This is a genomic window from Flavitalea antarctica (assembly GCF_054461535.1).
Window position 1 is genome coordinate 350,349 of record NZ_JBTLQG010000001.1, and the last position, 15,627, is coordinate 365,975.

Annotated in this window: 15 protein-coding genes; 6 read left to right on the top strand and 9 right to left on the bottom strand. The window is 44.5% G+C overall.

Annotation, left to right across the window (positions count from 1 at the left end):
- Nucleotides 1-29 precede the first annotated feature (29 nt).
- Nucleotides 30-716, bottom strand: coding sequence for an SIR2 family NAD-dependent protein deacylase (locus tag ACX0G7_RS01110; RefSeq protein WP_458921558.1), 687 nt, complete (start codon nt 714-716; stop codon nt 30-32).
- 14 nt (nt 717-730) lie between these two features.
- Nucleotides 731-1,138: an EVE domain-containing protein gene (locus ACX0G7_RS01115; RefSeq protein ID WP_458921559.1), complete on the bottom strand. Its 408-nt coding sequence runs from the start codon at nt 1,136-1,138 to the stop codon at nt 731-733.
- A 268-nt stretch (nt 1,139-1,406) separates the two neighbouring features.
- Here ACX0G7_RS01115 and ACX0G7_RS01120 point away from each other — a divergent pair, with 268 nt between their 5' ends.
- Nucleotides 1,407-1,976, top strand: a complete 570-nt coding sequence (locus ACX0G7_RS01120) for a fasciclin domain-containing protein (RefSeq protein ID WP_458921560.1) — start codon at nt 1,407-1,409, stop codon at nt 1,974-1,976.
- A 57-nt stretch (nt 1,977-2,033) separates the two neighbouring features.
- Here ACX0G7_RS01120 and ACX0G7_RS01125 read toward each other — a convergent pair whose 3' ends face one another.
- The 4 genes from ACX0G7_RS01125 to pdhA form a co-directional block, all read right to left on the bottom strand.
- On the bottom strand, nt 2,034-2,753 hold the full coding sequence (locus ACX0G7_RS01125; protein ID WP_458921561.1) for a (Fe-S)-binding protein: 720 nt from the start codon (nt 2,751-2,753) through the stop codon (nt 2,034-2,036).
- A 59-nt stretch (nt 2,754-2,812) separates the two neighbouring features.
- Entirely contained in the window at nt 2,813-3,307 is a 495-nt protein-coding gene (gene ribH, locus ACX0G7_RS01130) for a 6,7-dimethyl-8-ribityllumazine synthase (RefSeq protein ID WP_458921562.1), read from the bottom strand.
- Nucleotides 3,308-3,310: 3 nt separating this feature from the next.
- The gene (locus ACX0G7_RS01135) at nt 3,311-4,006 is read right to left on the bottom strand and encodes a tetratricopeptide repeat protein (protein WP_458921563.1); all 696 of its coding nucleotides are present in this window, start codon (nt 4,004-4,006) and stop codon (nt 3,311-3,313) included.
- Nucleotides 4,007-4,147: 141 nt separating this feature from the next.
- Nucleotides 4,148-5,143, bottom strand: coding sequence for a pyruvate dehydrogenase (acetyl-transferring) E1 component subunit alpha (pdhA, locus tag ACX0G7_RS01140; protein WP_458921564.1), 996 nt, complete (start codon nt 5,141-5,143; stop codon nt 4,148-4,150).
- A 169-nt stretch (nt 5,144-5,312) separates the two neighbouring features.
- Between pdhA and recF the strand changes: the two genes are divergently transcribed.
- The 5 genes from recF to ACX0G7_RS01165 all read left to right on the top strand — a co-directional run bounded on the left by recF (nt 5,313) and on the right by ACX0G7_RS01165 (nt 12,668).
- Complete coding sequence (recF, locus tag ACX0G7_RS01145; protein WP_458921565.1) at nt 5,313-6,422, top strand: DNA replication/repair protein RecF; 1,110 nt, start codon at nt 5,313-5,315, stop codon at nt 6,420-6,422.
- A 60-nt stretch (nt 6,423-6,482) separates the two neighbouring features.
- A complete protein-coding gene (locus tag ACX0G7_RS01150) occupies nt 6,483-6,923 on the top strand; it encodes a hypothetical protein (protein WP_458921566.1) in 441 nt (146 codons plus the stop codon).
- Between the two features lie 12 nt (nt 6,924-6,935).
- On the top strand, nt 6,936-7,217 hold the full coding sequence (locus tag ACX0G7_RS01155; RefSeq protein ID WP_458921567.1) for a DUF721 domain-containing protein: 282 nt from the start codon (nt 6,936-6,938) through the stop codon (nt 7,215-7,217).
- A 602-nt stretch (nt 7,218-7,819) separates the two neighbouring features.
- The gene (locus ACX0G7_RS01160; protein ID WP_458921568.1) at nt 7,820-11,005 is read left to right on the top strand and encodes a SusC/RagA family TonB-linked outer membrane protein; all 3,186 of its coding nucleotides are present in this window, start codon (nt 7,820-7,822) and stop codon (nt 11,003-11,005) included.
- Between the two features lie 19 nt (nt 11,006-11,024).
- Nucleotides 11,025-12,668 carry a RagB/SusD family nutrient uptake outer membrane protein gene (locus tag ACX0G7_RS01165; RefSeq protein WP_458921569.1) on the top strand — a complete coding sequence of 548 codons (1,644 nt, stop codon included), beginning with the start codon at nt 11,025-11,027 and terminating at the stop codon, nt 12,666-12,668.
- A 178-nt stretch (nt 12,669-12,846) separates the two neighbouring features.
- On the opposite strand, the gene ACX0G7_RS01170 is transcribed toward ACX0G7_RS01165, so the two are convergent.
- From ACX0G7_RS01170 to ACX0G7_RS01180, 3 genes are read right to left on the bottom strand one after another with little or no spacing between them, the layout of a single operon-like run.
- A complete protein-coding gene (locus ACX0G7_RS01170; protein WP_458921570.1) occupies nt 12,847-13,890 on the bottom strand; it encodes an ABC transporter permease in 1,044 nt (347 codons plus the stop codon).
- Nucleotides 13,887-15,014: a BT_3928 family protein gene (locus tag ACX0G7_RS01175; RefSeq protein ID WP_458921571.1), complete on the bottom strand. Its 1,128-nt coding sequence runs from the start codon at nt 15,012-15,014 to the stop codon at nt 13,887-13,889. Before ACX0G7_RS01175 ends, ACX0G7_RS01170 begins: the two co-directional genes overlap by 4 nt.
- Nucleotides 15,011-15,571, bottom strand: coding sequence for a DUF1599 domain-containing protein (locus ACX0G7_RS01180; protein WP_458921572.1), 561 nt, complete (start codon nt 15,569-15,571; stop codon nt 15,011-15,013). The genes ACX0G7_RS01175 and ACX0G7_RS01180 overlap by 4 nt, the downstream gene beginning before the upstream one ends.
- Nucleotides 15,572-15,627 lie beyond the last annotated feature (56 nt).

Consider the following 15,627-nt stretch of genomic DNA (forward strand, 5'->3'; position numbering starts at 1 on the left):
ATCTACAATATGGCCCCCCTGACCGGCAATCAACTCAGTGCGGCCAATAACCTGCGAAATTCAAGGATACCTTCTGTTGCCGGTTTTTCAATAGCAACGATGCCTCTCTGATCGGCGGAATATGGTATCGTTTTATCAATGATAAATTTAGGGATCCCTCGCCGCGTGTAATTGATAAGGCCCGCAGCCGGATATACAACCAGGGAGGTTCCAATCACCGCAAAAATCTCAGCCTCCGCAACCAGAGGCACCGCATGTTCCATCATAGGAACGAGTTCTTCAAACCAGACAATTGCCGGACGATATTGAGCACCATCGGGTGCAAGATCTCCGATTTTTATATCGTGGTATATGGGTGTTGAAATCATCTCATTTCTTTCACTCCGCATCTTCAGGATCTCACCATGAAGATGCATCACTTTTGTTGAACCCGCCCGTTCATGCAAGTCGTCAACATTCTGAGTGATGATCTGAACATCAAAACTTTCCTCCAGTTCCGCAAGTCCGTAATGGGCGGCATTCGGCTTTGCAGCCAGCACGTTCTGACGACGCATGTTATAAAATTCCAGTACCAGTGCCGGATCTTTTTTCCATGCACCAGGTGTTGCTACGTCCCGGATATCGTGGCCCTCCCATAAACCATCACTGTCCCTGAATGTTTTAAGGCCACTTTCCGCACTGATGCCGGCTCCCGTCAATACTACCAGTTTCCTCATTTTTCTGCGATTTTTTACATGCCTGCCATTTCCATTATTATCTTCCATTCTTCCTCGGTAACCGGCTGAACAGAAAGACGACCCAGTCTCACCAGTGCCATCTGCTTCAGTCTTTCGTCGGCTTTGATAGCGGCAAGACTAACAGGCTTTTTCAACTTTTTAAACGGCTTTACATCAACCACTACCCAGGCAGGGTTGTCTGTGGTGACATCCTGGTAATGTTCTTTGGAAACCTTTGCGATGCCAACAATTTCGGTACCCTCGTTACTATGATAATATAAAACCTGGTCACCTTTTTTCATAGCCTGAAGATTATTTCTTGCGGCATAGTTGCGCACACCATCCCAGGTTGCCGTTTTATCTTTTTGAAATTGATCCCATGAATACTTATCAGGTTCAGATTTTATCAGCCAGTATGCCATTGTAATTTGTTTAGTAAATGAATACACGCAAATTAAACATATTCATTGCCGTTATAACCGTTTTTATCTCCACAGGATTAGTCATTTCCCGTTTCGTAAGCCGAATATTCTGAGTATAATTCATTGCTATAATTCGCAGCCGGGCCTTATTAAAAAAACGTGATAAATAACCAGGGACAAATAAATCTGTCCGGGACCGTGGTCCGTAGATGATCAGGTTACATGTAACGGTCATGAAAATTAAAACAAATTATTAAAAACGGGAATGATGAAATCAGTAATTAAAATTTCAATGGTTGTGGGCCTGTTAATGGGTACTACAATCACTTTTGCCCAAACTGGTGCTACAGAAAAAACAGTTATGGTTGGTGGTGCTGCAATGTACCCTTCAAAAAATATTGTTGAGAATGCCGTGAATTCCAAAGATCACACTACCCTGGTGGCCGCAGTGAAGGCTGCAGGTCTTGTTGAGACATTACAAGGCGACGGCCCTTTCACAGTCTTCGCCCCTACTAATGCTGCTTTCGATATGCTTCCAAAAGGGACTGTTGAAACCTTACTCAAACCGGAGAACAAAGAAAAGTTAAGTACTATTCTTACCTATCATGTTGTTGCAGGAAATGTGAGTGCAGCACAGTTGCTTGAACTGATAAAAGCCGGTAACGGGAAAGCCGAACTGACCACTGTTTCAGGAGGCAAGCTGACAGCTTCTATGAAAGGTAAAAATGTTGTGATTACTGACGAGAAAGGCGGAGTGGCGACGGTGACTACAAAAGATGTAAATCAAAAGAACGGAGTTATTCACGTCATTGATCATGTGGTGTTACCCAAGAGCTGATAAGGCTCTACGAGGGCTGGCTTCTGCCGGCCTTCTTTTTTTGTTCAGGGTTAATTATCACCAGCCACTCGCAAGCACGTCAGCAATGTGCATGGTTTGAATCTTCAATTCTTTAAAGCGGCTGTAACCTTCGATATGCATAAGGCAGGAAAGATCAGTTGAGATAATGCAGGAAGCTCCGGTCGCTATCGCATTACCGGTTTTCTGATCCGCCATTGCGACGGATATGGATTCAAACTTGACTGCAAATGAACCTCCGAAACCACAACAGGTTTCCACGTCTTTCATTTCCACGAGCTCCAGGCCTTTCACGTTCGAAAGCAGCTTGCGTGGTTCTGATTTGATACCACATTCCCTGAGCCCTGCGCAGGAATCATGATAAGTGGCGCGCACGGGCAACCGGGCACCGAACTCTTCTACACCAAGCACATTAACCAGGAATTCGGAGAACTCGAATGTTCTTTTCTGCAAAGCTTTGACTTCGTTGTGATGCGACGAATTGTCGAATATCTTCGGGTAATAATTTCTGATAAATCCCACACAAGACGCACTCGGGGCCACAACATAATCGGCACCCTTAAAATCGCCAAGGAACTTCAAACATACCGCCTTTGAATCGGTCCTGAACCCGGCATTATATGCGGGCTGGCCGCAACAGGTCTGTTCCTGGTTATAGCTTACGGTGCAACCGGCCTTTTCCAAAACCTTAACCATGTTAAAGGCGGTTTCAGGGTATAACTGATCAATAAAACAGGGAATAAACAACTGAACTTTCATCACTTCATTTTTTGATTTTCCAGCCACCCGGGTCAGTATGAATGCCGGCCACCTGGTTATCAGAGCTGCTTGACAATTGCAATCATCTTAGCCGCAGTTATAGCCGCTTCTTCTCCTTTGTGGCCATGTTTGCCACCAATGCGTTCAATTGCCTGTTGTTCGTTATCTACGGTCAACACGCCAAAGATAACCGGAACAGGCAACGTAAGATTAAGCTGTACAACGCCGTCCGTCACGGCCTTGCAAACGTAATCAAAATGCGGGGTGTCTCCCCTGATTACGCAGCCTAACGCGATAAATGCCGAAGGTCTGTGATGGGTATCGAAGTTAATATCCCAGTAACGTTTAATGGTGAAGGGAATTTCGAATGCACCAGGAACGGTAATAGTCCTCACCTCCCTGAGTTTCCCTTCAGTCAGTATTTTCAAACACCCACTTTCCAGCTCATCCACTATAGCAGCGTTCCATTCGGTTTTGACAATAACAATGCAGGCATCCTTATTTAGGATGCCCGTATCAATATTTAAGAGTTTTGAGTTGCTTACGTCGGCCATGAATTATTTTATTTCGCCCAAACGTGCAAGATATTTGTCAATATCATATGCCCGCTGGCTGTTTGGATATTTTTCCTTGATCTTTTTATACAGTTCGATTGCTTCCTGGTTTTTATTCATTGATTCTGAAAGATAACCTGCGCGAAACAGATATTCGGGCGAGTTATAATCATCAGTTTCAAGCATTGTACCTGCTTTCTTATACTGCTCAACTGCTTCCTCTTTTTTTCCAAGTTCCGCGTAAGCATCGCCTAATAATCCTGTGGCTCTTACCTGGACGAGTTTTGAGTCAGTTGAAAAATCCTTCAGATACTTTACCGCATTATTAAAATCACCGAGCTGGAGGTAACATGATCCGGCATAGAATTTAGCAAGATTAGCGGCTTTTGTACCACTGTATCTTGAGATTGCTTTGAGAAAACCCGGGGTGCTCGCATCGCCGTTAAGAGCAAGGCGGAAAGAGTCGATCTTATAATATTCCTGGGCCTTCCAGACAGCCTCATTCGCTTTGATTTCTTCCGGACCTTTCACGAATCTGTTATAGGCGAAGAAACCAGCAACGATAAGCACCACCGCAGTAAGGCCGATAAGAATGGGTTTGCTGTATTTGCTCCAAAAATCCTGTGCACGCTCTACTACATGCTGATCGTGATTTCTTTCTGTAGACACGGGTTGTTCATGCTTCACTTCAGTGGCCATCGTTGGTGTATTTTGTATGATTGTATTTGATTTTATTGCGCCTTTTAACGCAATGGGGGTTTATTTATTGGGTTGCTTAATGATAATCGGTGACCGTCGGTGTTATAATCAGTTACCGTCGGTGGATTGATTCGCTGGCATCTAATCCTTAATAAAAGGATAATCGGCCTGCTGGTATATGTCCTTATACACTTCGTCATCATTGGGCCAGGGGGATTCTTCTGCAAATTTAACAGAATGATTCACGGCATCTTCGACCCTTTTATCGATAGCTGCAATTTCCTGTTCAGTCGCATATTTTTTCTCGTAGATGGTCTTCAATACCTGCTGGATAGGATCCCGGCCCTTGTATTCTTCGACTTCATCTTTGGTCCTGTATTTCTGTGGATCAGAAATGGAGTGACCTTTATAACGGTATGTTTTAAATTCCAGTAAGGTCGGACCATCACCTTCCCTTGCTCTTTTCACTGCACGGGTAACCGCATCGTGTACCGCTTCAGCACTCATCCCATCAACCGTATCCGCAGGCATTTCATAGGCATCTGCCAGTTTATATATATCAACCACGTTACTGGTACGTTCAACTGAAGTACCCATTGCGTAATTATTATTCTCACAGATGAAGATCACCGGGAGTTTCCAGGTCATCGCCATATTGAATACTTCGTGAAGCATACCCTGCCTTGCAGCACCATCTCCAAAATAGGTCAGGCAAACATTGTCAGTACCCTTATATTTTTCAGCGAAAGCAAGACCGGCACCCGTTCCAATCTGGGCACCAACAATGCCATGACCGCCGAAGAAGGCCACATCTTTACCAAAAAAGTGCATACTTCCACCTTTACCTTTTGCACAACCAGTGGCTTTGCCATAGAGTTCAGCCATACATGAGTCCGCGCTGACACCCTTTGCGAGGGCCAGTCCATGATCGCGGTAAGCAGTTACAAAAGGATCCATTTGCCTGGTAGCCGTCATACAACCCGCGGCTATCGCTTCCTGCCCGACATAGGCATGGAAAAAGCCACGGATCTTGCCTTCCATCTTATATTTTTCCTCTGCCATTAATTCGAACTGGCGAATCATTTGCATCAATTCGTACCAGTATAGATACGTTTCTTTTGAAAATTTTGTGGCCACTTTACAAAAATTTGAGGGGCAAAGATAAGGGGAAGAGATGAATTTCCTAGTTGTTTCTGGTTATTGTTAAGATAACCCTTAATTGCACCTATCATACTCAGTATCAGCCCCGGATGGCTGCTATCGAAGGTTGGTTGTAATTGACTCTGAAAGTTAGTTCTTATCTTGCATGATAAACCACAAAAAGTCCCGGATCATCTTCAGCCTTCGCTCAATATCGGTTTTCCAGTTTAAGAACTATTCACGCTCACAGTTCGTATTCACGGAGCGAATTATAGGCATTTGCGGTGAAAATGGCATAGGCAAAACAAACCTTATCGACGCCATTTATAACCTGTGTTTCACAAAAAGCTACTTTAACCGATCTGATATTCAAAACGTTCAGCATGACAAAAGTGGGTTCAGGCTGGAAGGTGAATTTGCCAAAAATGACCAGCTGGTTAGAGTTGTATCCGTTCTTCGTGAAACCGGGAAAAAAGAATTCATGGCCGATGGCCAACCTTACGACCGGCTTGCGCGGCATATTGGTTTGCTGCCAGCAGTAATTATTGTCCCTGATGATGTAGCGTTGATAACCGGGGGAAGTGAAGACAGAAGAAGATTTCTGGATACATTATTTAGTCAGCTCGATCCGGAATATCTCCAGCACCTGATTTCTTATAACAAGGTGCTTCAGCAAAGAAATGGCTACCTGAAGTCATTGGAAGACCGACGTGACCTGAACCCGGATTTGCTTGATGCCTATGATCAGCAGCTGGTCAAACATGGCGAGATCTTATTTATGAAGCGCCGGGATTTCATGACGGCACTTATTCCCATGGTGAATTCTTTTTACAACCTGATAGCCGGCCGGAACGAAGATGTTTCTGCTATTTATGAGAGTCAGCTACTGAACACACCGTTTAACGAGTTGCTGACACGGAACAGGGAAAAGGATCTACTGCTCCAGCGCACCACAACCGGAATACATAAGGATGAGCTTGATCTTACGATCGGGTCACGGCCATTCAAATATGAAGCATCCCAGGGGCAAAGAAAAAGCCTGCTTTTCGCTCTTAAGCTGGCTGAGTATGATACCCTCAGGACCCGGAAGGGGTTCCCTCCGATCCTGCTCCTGGATGATGTATTCGAGAAGCTGGATGAACAGCGGATCCGGAACCTGCTGGAATGGGTTTGCCGCGATAATTCGGGCCAGATCTTCATCACCGATACCCATAAAGAAAGATTTATTGAACATATTAATTCTTTGGGGATAAAATATCAGCTGCTGGATATTTGACAATGATCGTTTTTGTATTAACTTGTTACCACACCCCTTTTCATACCTTAACGATCAACGATGACAAGCCCCATTGAAACTTGTGTCGGGATTCTGCATGAATCCAGCGACACGAAATCCGCCTATTTCTCTTTCACGACCGACATCACCGGTGAACATGGCGTTATCAAAGCCAACAAGGAAGGACTCCGGCTTTACGCGCTCGAGTTGCTGAAAAAATCAGTAGAAATGGAGAAAAATCCGGACTCCAAAGAAGTATTATTTTTTGATGATCAGGAATGGATGATAGATGATGCAGGATACAACCTCATCTGGGGGGTTGATCCCCTGGCAGCCAGCAGACAAGAGTTGACTACTGGTGATTATTTTTCGCCTTCCAGGCAATCGGCACCGGTGAATGATACACTAAGCGGGAGCTACGCCTCCGGATGGTTGCCTTCCCTGATTATCCTCTCGGGGGGCCTGATAATCGTTACGATTGCCGCTTTGAAATGGTTTTAATAACTTGCACCTATGGGAGAATATTCAATAGGCGAAGCATTAAAGCATTTTATCAAACACAGCAGGTTGAAGGGTAATATGCAGGCACTCCAGATTGAAGATGTCTGGGAAAAAATCATGGGTAAAACCATTGCCCGCTATACCGAAAAAATTAACATAAGTGGCCACACTTTATATATTACCACTCATGTTGCTCCCCTGAAGCAGGAGTTGCTTTACCAGAAAGATGTCATTTGCAAGCGGGTTAACGAAGCGCTTGGAGAATCCGTTGTTAAGGAAGTCGTTATTCACTAACTTATTTGATAAATACTCCCAGTCATTTGAGTGTATAACCAAGAGTGAATCGGTGCTTCACCTGCTCATTACATGGCGCCGGGTTCACCTCTCCTATTTCATTTCGTCATTTCATTCCTTATCTCACTTCTTTTATATAATCTCGTGTATATCATCAGATCAATCTCTTCATAGCAATTTCTTTGAGGAAATCACTTCTCTGCAATTATTGAAACATGGTGTTATTATGCACCAGATGATACGAAATCCCAAGGCTCATATTACAATAAAATAGATGTATTTATTTAGAGATAGATCTCCGAAAAATGCATTCCTCTTTCACGCATTCGTGCCTGTTAAGTTTTAATACCTCTCAGCGCATATGTTTGCATAATTACTACCTACGAATATCTGATTATTCTACAAGCGAGGCTCAGGTTGAGGTTACGGGCTCAAATCTTTGTCTCACACATCAATCTGTTTCGCTTGTATCAGGGGCAAGCTTCTATTGAACACATATTTAGAATGAATAAATATGTTTACTATTAAACACAAACTCCTATTTTTGCGGAGTCACTTAAAAATATGTCACATATTTTTAAATCTTAACTAAACTAACGCACATGAGAAAAGCATTCCTTCCGCTACTACTATTCCTATGCCTATCCACGATCGCGGTAGCCCAGGCCGGAAAAATTACCGGGTCCGTGAAAGATTCGAAAACCGGAGCTCCGTTGGCCGGAGTCACTGTGAAAGTCGCTGGCGGTAGGGCCACGATGACTTCGGCTGACGGTAGCTTCACTATCGAAAGTAAAACGCCTGAAACCACTATTGAGCTCTCTTCAATAGGTTACACCTCTAAAAGCCAGAAGGTGAAGGTCGGCGAACTGGTTACCGCTAACATGGACTATGACTCCAAATCGCTGAGCGAGGTGGTAGTTACTGGTGTCGGAGTAGCCACCAGCAAGAAAAAGCTGGCCATTTCCGTAGAATCGGTGACCGCCGATAAGCTTCCACCCGCTCCCACTGCTTCGGTTGACCAGGCCCTGATCGGAAAAATTCCGGGTGCCCAGATAAGTTCCACCAATGGTTCGCCCGGGGCCAAAACAAATATCCTGCTCAGGGGCATAAATACCATCAACAGGGGCACTTCACCCATGATCATGCTGGATGGCCTCGAAGTAAGGGCTACGGACATCAATGGCCTCGACCTGAATACGGTTGAACGCATAGAAGTGGTCCAGGGTGCCGCAGCGGCAACAATTTACGGTGCGCAGGGTGCAAACGGTGTTATCCAGTTGTTTTCTAAAAAAGGAAAAATGGGTAAGATGAATATTGATGTTTCCTCGAGCTTTGCGATCAATGAAATCATCAACTCCGGGAATGTCAGTAAATCAAGCCTTCACCCTTTTACCACGAACGCCGCAGGTGAAGTGATTGGAAGTTCCGGCAACCTTATAACACTTGATCCAGCCTTGAGTTTGTACAGGGAGAACGTACAGGTGAATCTCGTGGACGTAAATACCTTCTCCAATAAACCCTACGACAAAAATCTAAGGTATTACGATCATTACGATCAATTCCTCAAAGAAGCTTACACAACCAATAATTCACTTGCTATTTCGGGTGCCCGTGAAAAAGTTGATTTCAGTTTTTCACTTTCTGACAACAGGCAAACAAGCAACTTTGAAAATAACGGTAAGTATTCGCGGACGAACCTTACCAGCAACCTGGGCCTCGAACTTGCCAAGGGGCTCAAGTTCCGTAGCATTACACAATTGGTGTACACTAAAAACACACTCAATGATGCAACCGGCAGAGGAGTATTTTTTGCCCTGAATAACTCCAGGCCATTTGCGGACTACAATTATAAAATGCCGGATGGTAATTACGGTTATTATTTTGGAGATGCAACAGGCGTTAACGGGTATAACCCGAACTACCGCAATTCATATTCAACCAATCTCGATAACAAGATAGACGTTGTGCAAAGTTTTAACCTGAACTACAAGCCGGTCAAGTTCGTGGACCTGGATGTTAAGTACGGATTGAATTACCAGACGCAGGATATTACTTATGATGTTTTGCCGCAGGACGTAAATGCTAATGCGGCTTTTAACCGGAGATTCTGGTCAGGCAATTATTACAGCAGCACCAACCCGGGGCAGACAGGGTCAATTGATAATTTCAGGAACCGTACGACCTTTCAAAACTTTCTTAGCACGGCAACGTTCGTAACTGATTTTGAAAATGATTTCAATATGAACGTACCGATCAGGACAACCACCCAGGTTGCATTTGATTACCGCGAAAATATTTTTAAGCAATACATCACCTGGGGGGGAGATGCACCGCAATACACACCATATACAGCCAGTCAGATGGTTAATTACCGGATACAATCTGATTACACCGAACCCTTCGTTACTTATGGATACCTGGTGAATCAACGTTTTGAATATGGTGATATTGGTGGTATATCAGCCGGCTTCCGCAGTGACTACTCGTCGGCATTTGGTGGTGGCTCAAAGCCATTCACTTTCCCAAGAGGAGATGCGTATATCAGGCCGTCATCATTCAATTTCTGGAAAAACGGGATGCTGGGTAATGCAATACCTGAATTCAAACTTCGCGCAGCATATGGCGAAGCCGGAATTCAGCCAAGGCCATTCGACCGGTATGTGGTGTTGAGTACTGCTAACTTCGGGAACGGTATCGCATTTTCCTATCCTACGAATAGTCCAAATCCTGAGCTGGAAGTTGAAGTTTCCAAAGAACTTGAAATCGGAACCGACTTCAGCATAAAAGCACTGAAAGGAAACTGGCTCAGCTCGATCAATATTTCCGGTACCTACTGGGATAGAAAAACGGCAAACGCCATCTATAACGTTGATGCTGCTCCAAGCACCGGAACGGGAACAGTGAGAGATAACGCTTTTGGCCTTGCTTCTTCCGGCTTCCAGGCTTCCTTGAATGCAGTGATGTTTACGAGTAAAGATCTTACCTGGGGTTTCACGACAAACTTCAGCAAACAGAGTTCAAAAATTACTTCCGTGTTGGGTGGCACCCCGATAGTAGTGCTCTCAAATGCGGGAAGCAGTAACTATATTTTAAGAGCCGGTGAAAAGATCGGTCAATTGTATGGGTATCTTCTAATCAACCAGGTTGATCAGCTTGACCCCAGTGGCAATCCATTTATACCTAAAGCACAACAGGGAAATTATGTTGTGGCGGGCAATGGATACGTGGTTGACAAAACCACTAAACAACCTTTTGTATCCAGTGGCAAGTATAGCTTCGGTGATCCGAATCCGCTCTTTAATATGTCGTTCATCAATGACGTTTCATTCAAAACGTATCTCAGCTTTTCCATGCAGTGGGACTGGGTAAACGGAAGTCATCTGTATAATCAGACAAAGGGATGGATGTACCGGGACGGTATACACAGCGATTATTCCATACCCGTCGAGATCGATGGTAAAACAGAAGCATATACGGCTTTTTACCGTGGCGTCTATGCGCAAAGGGAAGCCAATGGAACAAAGAATTATTTCTATGAAGATGCATCATTCATGAGGTTGAGAAATCTCTCCGTGGCTTTCGACTTCGCAAAGTTTTTTACAATTCCTGGTTTTCACAGACTGCAGCTGGTGCTGTCTGGCAGGAACCTGGTTACGATTACCGATTATACAGGCTTTGATCCCGAGATCAGTTCAGGCACAAGCAACTCGGCATTTGACCGCGGAGTTGACCACAACACCATTCCCAACCTGAAGACTTACCAGGTTGGACTGAACATCGGATTATAAAATCAAAACTACTAGCAAGATGAAAAAGACACCATTAATAATATACTCGATCATAGTTCTAAGCAGCTTTATATCGTGCAAAAAGCAATTAGAAGTAAGAAATCCCAACCAGCCAACGCCCGAAAGTGCCACTACTGAATTAGGTATAATATCGCTGGCCCAGGGGAGCATTTACCGCAACGGGTTTGTCAGCCTGAAATATTCGGATGGAATCTATGGGTTCTTCTGGTCCGGTGCCATTGGCTTTCATGAGATGATGGGGGACGCGATTCAGGCTGAAGCGGCAAACGGTTTTATAAATCAGATCGGTGCGCCTGATAAGGTTACCCTCGATAATGGCAGTGTTGTCCTTAATCCCAATGCGCCAAATACACAACTGGCGTTATTAAGGCTGATCAACACAAATGCCAACCAGGGAGCAAATACGTTGTTCTATGAGTGGGCATATATGTATGCTTTGATAAACGGTGCAAACTCTATCATGGACATCTCGGAAGATGCGGAATTTACGTCGGATGCGGAAACGAAAAAAGCAACCCTGAAAGCGTGGTCGCTTTGGTGGAAAGGTTTCGCTTACGCACGCCTTGGGTCAATGTACTATGCTGGATTGATAAATGATGTAGCTGGAGAAACTAATAATAAGTATGTATCCAGGGAGGCACTTATTGCTGAATCAAATAAGAACCTTGATGCGGCCGCCGGCGTTCTTTCTGCATTGCCCAATGTGGCTGCTTATACGGATATGATGTCAAAGATAATACCATCCTTCAACCAGGTTGGTAAAGGTGGTGTTCCTACACCCGATATGTGGAAACGCAGTATCAACACACTGAAAGCGCGTAACATTCTTGTGAACACACCTGCAGCTTCCATGACTCCGGCACAATGGGCAAGCATCCTGGCACTTACAACCGATGGAATCAGACCTGCTGACAAAGTTTTCACTGGTCGTTCAAACGCCACGGGAGATTTTCTTTCAGCCGCGAGCGGCACCGTTGCATCTAAAGTTCAGGCAACATCGGCCGGCGGTAACACCTACAAACTGAGTGAAAGATTTGTGCAGGAATTTAAAACTGGTGATAAAAGATTCGCTAACAACATAAAACTTACAACAACCTGGATTGGAAATTCTGACCGCGGTCATGTATTTAATACTAGATACACCCTGGTTAACGGAGGTGCAGGTTTAGCAGGCGTTGTAGTATATGCGAATACTGCACCGGGCGGTGAAGAGCTGTTTATGGCCGGAAATTATGAAGAGAACGAACTCATGAAAGCAGAGGCGCTGATCAATACAAACAAGATCAATGAAGGACTTGCCATCATCGACGCGGTACGTACTTACCAGGGGGCTGGACTCGCCCCGGTTACTGGTACCGGCCTGTCCCTGGCACAGGCCAAAGAAGAGTTACGTCGTGAAAGGCGGGTAGCTTTCCCTTTTATCGGCTTGTCTTTTTATGATGCAAGAAGATTTGGTATCATCAACCCGATTGCGCAGGGCGGTGGCAGGAAGGGTGCAGTGGTGATCAGTGGAACGGGAGCGGTCAACACAAACGCCACGATAGAATACAATTATCTTGACTACTGGGATGTACCGGACAATGAGCTTGCCTATAACCCACCGGGTGAGGGCAGTGCACCAATAAAGAACCCAAAACAATAAAGGGATTACGAGGATTCGATTTCTGTTATTAGTACTGTATGAAGGCATGTATGCGGTAGATAAACCTTCTTGTGGAAATGGACATTCGTACTATTAATATAAACATCCTATAAAACCATGATATCACAATGCGAACTGCAAGAGAATATTCAGGAGACTGATATATTCTCTTGCTTTTTTATAAGCGAATCCGGGGATCGGCAAGCCCATATAAAAAATCTGCCAGAATCCCGATAAGGATAAACAAAAATGATGTAATCAGCACGGAGCCCATCACCACCGGGAAATCAAGTTTTTCCAATGCATCGACAGTGATCTTGCCTATGCCTTTCCAACCAAATATGTATTCTACGAAAAATGCGCCCGCTAATAATTCGGCGAACCATCCTGTAATGGCAGTAATAACGGGATTGAGTGCGTTGCGCAATGCATGTTTCCAGACAATCACCCGCGGGCTCAGACCCTTTGCATAAGCTGTCCTGATATAATCCTGGTTCAGGACGTCCAGCATGGAACTCCGCGTGAGCTGCGTAATGATAGCCAGCGGCCGGATGCCAAGCGTAAACGCAGGTAAGATGAGATTTTTAAGTTCGGCTTTGCGGCCAGTAAAAGCATCCGTTTCAAAAAGACTACCGGTCATCCCCAGACCAGTGTAATCGCTAAGTACGAAACCAAAAAGATAAGCGATGACTATCCCCATAAAAAAAGAAGGCGCAGATATTCCCAGTATGCTGGTGAAGATGGCCGAGGTGTCTAGCCAGGTATCTTTTCTAACGGCCGCAAGTACGCCAAGCGGAATACCAATACTGACAGCAATAATAATGGCGGCTAATGCAAGTAACATTGTTCCCGGCAATGCTTCCATCAACACATCCCATACATCCCGTTTTGATTGGTATGATCGCCCGAGATACGGAACTTTAAGAGCGAATGCATTTTCATCCCCTATGAAAATTCCTTTAAGATCTTTCGATTCAATGTCCTTAAGTGAATGAACACTCACAGGTGAAACATCACGCAGGTAAAATGCGAATTGCTTCGCCAGGGGTTGATCAAGGTGTAACTCCTTACGGATGTTTTGTATAGTGATTGAATCACCGCTTTGTCCCATGGTCAGCCTTGCCGGGTCACCAAATCCCTGGAACAGAAAAAAAACCAACATGATCACTCCCAACATGACGAGCAATCCATAAAAGAATTTCCTGGTAAGATAAGTGATCACGGTACCGGTAATTGCTGTATATAAAGTAGAGCCCTGTCTAAATCAGCATAGCTCCATTTGTCAATGATCACTCCCTTTTTAACCAGATACAGCGTCGGATTTGCACGTGCAGCTGTTTTTATTGCAGTAGCATCACATAACAACGGGGTGAAAACTGTAAAAGCCGGTGGTGGGTCTATGGTAAGTGTTTCTATGGCTATATTGGTAACGAGGAAACCTTCAATCTTTTTCCTGGAAGCAGCTGCTGCCACAGATTCCAGTACCCCCGTCCAGTCTCCTTTTTTGTAACCATTCTGAACAAACAAAAGCAGGCTGTAGCCCTCTTTCGCCAGCAGCGCCTGGGTGGTATCATTACCATAAACAGTCTGAAGGGTAAAATCTTTTATAGCAGTCTCCGCATTTCCTTTCCGCACAAGCTTATCATAACGTTTCACAAATTTGTACCTGGCCTCATCAAAATCATCCGGAAACTTATCGGCCGTAAACTCCATATCCTTTCCATCTACTTTATACACAAAGGTTATGACGGTGCTATCCGGTATAGCCCCCGGTGGAACTTTCATCTTTTCCGTAATACTGTTTCCTTTCTTGTATGGCAGACAGTCTACTACCGGTAAATGTGTGAGTACATACCACTGGAAGGCGCAAGAAAATATTCCGGTGAAAAACAGCACAACAATAGCATTGCGGCTACTCAACACTGGTACTACCCTATCCCTGAAGACAAATATTAAACCTATCAGCAGCAAAAGCAGCAGATCTTTCATGAAAGATTGCATGGCGCTCAGTGGTATGCAGTCACCGAAGCATCCGCACTCTTTTATCTTGCCCGAAAAAACGGCATAACCAGTGAGGAAAGTGAAAAAGACTATCAGCAACAACAGCAACCAGCTGAACAATTTCATCCTCCAGCCAAGAAGGACAGCAACACCAGCAATGATCTCAAATGCGATCATGATAATGGAGAACGCGAGCGTCAGGGAATTAAGTCCGTGCCAACCCCAGACCTCAAAAAATTCGTCCATTTTATAGCTTAATCCAAGCGGATCGTTTGCTTTTACCAGGCCCGAAAAGATAAACAGTATACCGACAATAATTCTGGAGATATTCAAAAGGGTTTTCATCCGTTCGTTTTATTTGAGGACAGACCTGGCGCTGAAAGTATAAGCGCGAAAACTGCGTAATTTATTATATCTGTAAAATTGGAATCAATGCCTTCACTGATGATGGTCTTGCCGTCGTTGGCAAGGATCTGGCGAACCCTTAATAGTTTCATCAGGATCAGATCTACAAAACTCTGAAGGCTCATGTTCCGCCAGGCTTCACCATAGTCGTGATTTTTATCTTCCATCACTTTTCTCGCGACTGCAGCCTTTTCATCATACAATCGCGTTGCTGTTTCCAGCGGAAGATCTTCTACCTTATCAGGCAATGACAGTTGAATGAGGCCGATGATACCATAGTTAACCATGGCCATAAATTCACCCTGGATGTCTTCATTCACTTTTTGCACTCCCTTCTCCTGGATGGTTCGTATACGCAGAGCTTTGATATAAAGTTGATCAGTTATCGAGATCTGGCGTAATACCCGCCAGGAGGTACCATAATCCTTTGTTTTTTTGATAAAAATGTCGCGGCATTGATCAATGACTTCGTCGTATTGTGAATTTGTGTTACTCATTTATCTTATATCCGGGTAATCGAATTAAATTAGACAATTTTCAGGGCCAAATGTAA

Bases quoted from the DNA above. Each gene is read 5' to 3' on its own strand.
- ACX0G7_RS01175 (WP_458921571.1), bottom strand. From the start codon at position 15,014: ATGAAAACCCTTTTGAATATCTCCAGAATTATTGTCGGTATACTGTTT.
- ACX0G7_RS01155 (WP_458921567.1), top strand. From the start codon at position 6,936: ATGGGAGAATATTCAATAGGCGAAGCATTAAAGCATTTTATCAAACAC.
- ACX0G7_RS01165 (WP_458921569.1), top strand. From the start codon at position 11,025: ATGAAAAAGACACCATTAATAATATACTCGATCATAGTTCTAAGCAGC.
- ACX0G7_RS01150 (WP_458921566.1), top strand. From the start codon at position 6,483: ATGACAAGCCCCATTGAAACTTGTGTCGGGATTCTGCATGAATCCAGC.
- ACX0G7_RS01160 (WP_458921568.1), top strand. From the start codon at position 7,820: ATGAGAAAAGCATTCCTTCCGCTACTACTATTCCTATGCCTATCCACG.
- ACX0G7_RS01125 (WP_458921561.1), bottom strand. From the start codon at position 2,753: ATGAAAGTTCAGTTGTTTATTCCCTGTTTTATTGATCAGTTATACCCT.
- ribH (WP_458921562.1), bottom strand. From the start codon at position 3,307: ATGGCCGACGTAAGCAACTCAAAACTCTTAAATATTGATACGGGCATC.
- ACX0G7_RS01110 (WP_458921558.1), bottom strand. From the start codon at position 716: ATGAGGAAACTGGTAGTATTGACGGGAGCCGGCATCAGTGCGGAAAGT.
- ACX0G7_RS01135 (WP_458921563.1), bottom strand. From the start codon at position 4,006: ATGGCCACTGAAGTGAAGCATGAACAACCCGTGTCTACAGAAAGAAAT.
- recF (WP_458921565.1), top strand. From the start codon at position 5,313: ATGATAAACCACAAAAAGTCCCGGATCATCTTCAGCCTTCGCTCAATA.
- ACX0G7_RS01120 (WP_458921560.1), top strand. From the start codon at position 1,407: ATGAAATCAGTAATTAAAATTTCAATGGTTGTGGGCCTGTTAATGGGT.
- ACX0G7_RS01115 (WP_458921559.1), bottom strand. From the start codon at position 1,138: ATGGCATACTGGCTGATAAAATCTGAACCTGATAAGTATTCATGGGAT.
- ACX0G7_RS01180 (WP_458921572.1), bottom strand. From the start codon at position 15,571: ATGAGTAACACAAATTCACAATACGACGAAGTCATTGATCAATGCCGC.